The organism is Mesorhizobium sp. M7A.F.Ca.CA.004.12.1.1 (genome assembly GCF_003997835.1).
GTDB lineage: Bacteria > Pseudomonadota > Alphaproteobacteria > Rhizobiales > Rhizobiaceae > Mesorhizobium.
The window spans coordinates 1-3380 of sequence record NZ_RZRK01000674.1; the positions used below are offsets into that span (position 1 = coordinate 1).

The 3380-nt window shown below is 60.0% G+C and carries 3 protein-coding genes; 2 read left to right on the forward strand and 1 reads right to left on the reverse strand.

Features of this window, described 5'->3' with window-relative positions; genetic code table 11:
* Positions 1–1045 (forward strand): LTA synthase family protein (locus tag EN984_RS27415; protein ID WP_164765680.1); only part of this gene is annotated, 1045 nt, incomplete at its 5' end.
* Between the two features lie 41 nt (positions 1046–1086).
* Here EN984_RS27415 and EN984_RS27420 read toward each other — a convergent pair.
* Entirely contained in the window at positions 1087–2745 is a 1659-nt protein-coding gene (locus EN984_RS27420; protein ID WP_127269336.1) for a pilus assembly protein, read from the reverse strand.
* Between the two features lie 453 nt (positions 2746–3198).
* Between EN984_RS27420 and rpsF the strand changes: the two genes are divergently transcribed.
* On the forward strand, positions 3199–3380 hold a 182-nt coding region (rpsF, locus tag EN984_RS27425; protein ID WP_127384093.1), incomplete at its 3' end, for a 30S ribosomal protein S6.

Genomic DNA, 3380 nt, shown 5'->3' on the forward strand with positions numbered 1-3380 from the left:
CAATGTGCGGGCGCTGCGCTCGGGCTCGATGTTCTCGCCGGAGTTCGGCGGCATGACCGCCAATATCGAGTTCGAGGCGCTGACCGGCTTCTCCAACGCGTTCCTGCCGGCAGGCAGCATCCCCTATCAGCAATATGTGCGCACGCCGACGCCTTCGCTCGCGACCTTCCTGAAGAGCCAGGGTTACCGGGCGCGCGCCATCCATCCCGGCACCAACTGGTTCTGGAACCGTGGCGCGGTCTATGCCGATTTCGGCTTCAACGATTTCATGTCGGAAGAGACGCTGCCGCCAATGCAAAAGCGCGGGCCACTGGCATCGGATGCGGCGATGACCGACGAGATCATCAGCGAGGCCGACGCCAGCGACGAGCCGGTGTTCTTCTTTGCGGTCAGCCTGCAAAACCACGGTCCCTACGAGCCGAACCGCTATTACAATCCCACGCATAGGGTGCAGGCGCCGATCAGCCAGTGGGCGCGCGAATCGCTACTCAGCTACGCCGAGGGCTCAGCCGATGCCGATCGCGGCCTCGAACGCCTCGTCGAATGGGCCAAGAAACGCTCCCGCCCCACCGTAATCGCCTTCTTCGGCGACCATCTGCCGCCGCTGGGGCCGGTCTATGTCGAAACCGGCTTCCTCAAGGACAATGTCGCGCCGCGCAAGGAAGCGTCGCCCGAGGCTGCTCTCGAGCATCACGAGACGCCGCTGGTCATCTGGTCGAACCGCACCGGGCCGGCTGAGCAGATGGGTGCCGTCAGCCCAGCCTTCCTGCCCTATCATATCCTGAAAACGGCCGGAATCAGCCATCCCTACTACACCGGCTTCCTGGGCGAGATGAGCGAACGCTACCGTGTCGTCGACCGCAATCTTCTGCTGACGCCGGCTGGCGAAGCCACGCCCGATTGGGCGCGGCAGAAGGAGATCGATCCGGCGATCCGCGATTTCCGCCTGCTGCAGTACGATATGATGTTCGGCAAGCGTCAGGCAGCGCCTGACTTCTTCCCCGAAACGGTCGACAAGGACAAGGTTGTCGCCCATACGAGTTGAGCCCAACGATCCCTCAGGCTCGTCTGTGTCGGATCGCGCGTTCAGTTCGTCAATTGCAGCTTCGAGAACTTGTTGGCGATCTGCTGGAAAACGTCCGGCAATTTGGTCGGATCGTTGACTGCATAATAGCCGCTCGGATCAGAAGCGCAGGCGCTGTAAAGCGCGCGGTTGGCTGCGGTGTCGGATTGCAGCACCATGGTGTAGATTTGCACGCCCTCGTTCTTCAATTGCGTGCAGACGTTTTTGGTCCAGCCGTCGACATTGCGCGCAGCGGTCGTCTGGTTATCTGATCCGAAACGGCCGCCGGCCAGATAACCATATGATGTGTAGTCAGATTTCGTCGGCTGTTGGCTGGCGCCATAGACGACGTTCTCGCCGTCGGTGAGCAACAGCACGATCTTGCTGATGCCGGGCGTCTTCCACGGCGCCCCATCGGTGTAGGGCGCGGCGGGCGACAGCACCCGCATACCCCATGACAGGCCCTCGGAGACGTTGGTGCCCGAACCGTTCCACTCGGTCATCTGACTGGCAGCCTTGCGCAGCTTGTCGAAATCGTCGGTCAGGGGGACCACCGGGGTCGGACACGCACGGTTCGGACCGATAGTGATGGGAGAGCCGATCTCGGTTATGAGTTCCTTGGCGGGCGCAACATATTTGGCAATCTTTTCCCTGGCAGCCCTGTCATCGGGCGACAGAAGTTCGATGAGATTGCCGAGCAGGTTGCTGAGATCGATGCCCAGGATGTTGATGCCCGACTGGGCAAGCCTGGTTTTGTCGCTGACATCGTTGAGATAGGAGTTGTTGTAGTATTTATCCGAATTGCCATAGGAGCCAGACGGCTTTTGGGCGTCTTCGGGATCATCCGGCGCAAAGTACGGCACGAACAGCGTGTCGGGCTTGGCCGTGTCGGGTGGCGTGTCGGAGATATTGTAAGCGCCTGGCCGCGCCTCGACACAACCCTTCCATCCGGTGCCATTCCATCCGGCATCGGTCCATCCGGTCTTCTTGAGCTGTTTGAAAAGCGCCATGTGGTTCGGCCGCTTGCCGTCGATGACGGGAAAATTGACGCCGTTGGTTGAGGACTTGCCGTCCATGTCGATCCAGGACGGGTCGAAGCCGTCGCCATTGACGTTGACGGCGGTTACGAAAGGAACCAGCGAGGCGCGGATCTTGCGCGTCGGCGATTTCGCCGCTTCGAGCGTGTCGAGCAACGATTTTGTCGCCGTCCTCAGTGCCGTCATGCGCGCGCCGGCCATCGAGCCGGTGTTGTCCAGTACCAGCACGACTTCGAGCTGGTTGTTCGATTCGACCGCCGAGGCATCGACCACGATGTGCTTGCTGTCGCCGAACAGGAAGGCGAAGTTGAGATTGACGTCCGCCGAGGCAATCGCCTTTGTCTTGACGAAGTTGACGCCCTTATCGACAGTCAGCGTCGCCTGCGCATTGCCGAGTTCGCCATGACCGACGATGTTGGCCTGGAAATAGCGGTTGAAAGCGTCATTGCGGGTGATGTCGAGATCGCCAAGGTGCGAAGAAGCAAGATTTGCCGAATCAAGAGCGTTCTGCAGATTGCTCTTGGCTCGCATAAGGGTCGAGATATCGGTTGCGAAAGCGACTGCCGTCAGGATGACCGGCAAACCCAGTCCCAGCACAAGCGTGAAATTGCCGCTCTTCGAGCGCCAGAATTTGTTGAAAAGCATCCTTACCCCCGGGAATGCTTGCCGCTTTTGCGCGGTTGTCCGGGCTTTTGCGCCTTCGATGATGAATCGACCGTTGATGGCCAGGCTTCAACTCCACACAACCTGCTGGTGTGGTTAAGACGTGGTTGCCGGAAACCACAACTCCGACCGTTGCTGCTCCCCGATCATCGGCTATGACACACGGGAATGCCGCTTGCGCTTGCTTTGCGGCCGGATTGCTGTATAGACGCCCGCAATCTGCCGGTCCTTGCTGGGGGCTGAACGGAGGGCCGGAGGTTTTTCAGAACCTTCGTGTGAAGCCGGAAGTGCTTCCGCCTCCCGTGTCTCCGCTCTCGACCGTCTCGTCATGCTCCTTTCTTCCCCCTGCCCCTTCGAGGGTTTGCGGGTCAGAGAAGTTGCAGAGGCTTTTGCCGCCGGGAACCGGGAGAGAAACGAAGAAAGGCATAGGACATAATGGCTCTTTACGAACATGTGTTTCTTGCCCGGCAGGACCTCTCGCAGCAGCAGGTCGATGCGCTTGTCGAACAGTACAAGGGTGTCATCTCCGCTAATGGCGGGTCCGTCGGCCGGGTCGAGAACTGGGGACTGAAGTCCCTCACCTACCGGGTCAACAAGAACCGGAAGGCTTACTACAC

What these genes read in the sequence shown, in the direction of transcription:
- EN984_RS27420 (WP_127269336.1), bottom strand. Translation starts at nt 2,745, where the DNA reads ATGCTTTTCAACAAATTCTGGCGCTCGAAGAGCGGCAATTTCACGCTT.